General features: G+C 39.6%; 1 rRNA gene. It reads left to right on the top strand.

Annotated elements, in window-relative coordinates:
- Positions 1-82, top strand: a 5S ribosomal RNA gene (gene rrf / locus IDG65_RS15170); the annotation flags it as partial.
- Positions 83-445: the final 363 nt, after the last annotated feature.

Raw genomic sequence — 445 nt, 5'->3', positions numbered from 1 at the left:
CTCATGCCGAACACAGAAGTTAAGCTCCTTAGCGCCGATGGTAGTTGGATTTACGTTCCGCTAGAGTAGGACGTTGCCAGGCAAATTATTGAGACCGAAAGGTCTCTTTTTTTATGCCTAAAATTAAAACCGAAGGTTTAATAAGATATCAACAAATCAAAGTGTAATAGCTTTACGAGAAGAAAGCGTTTGAAGCCGATGAATTGAGAAAATTGAGAAGCGAGTTTAGTTGAGCTAAAAGAGCAAGCAATTTTAGAAAATAAAGAAGGATGCGAGCGCTTGTCTCGAAGTAAAGTAAGCTCCTTAGCGCCGGTGGTAGCAGATTTACGTTCCGCTAGAGTAGGACGTTGCCAGGCAAATTATTGAGACCGGAAGGTCTCTTTTTTTATGCCTAAAATTAAAACCGAAGGTTTAATAAGATATCAACAAATCAAAGTGTGATAGC

The sequence above is a fragment of the Staphylococcus sp. EG-SA-17 genome (assembly GCF_017151845.1).
GTDB classification, from domain to species: domain Bacteria; phylum Bacillota; class Bacilli; order Staphylococcales; family Staphylococcaceae; genus Staphylococcus; species Staphylococcus aureus.
Note: the sequence above shows the minus strand (reverse complement) of the source record. Positions and strands in the feature narration are given on the sequence as shown.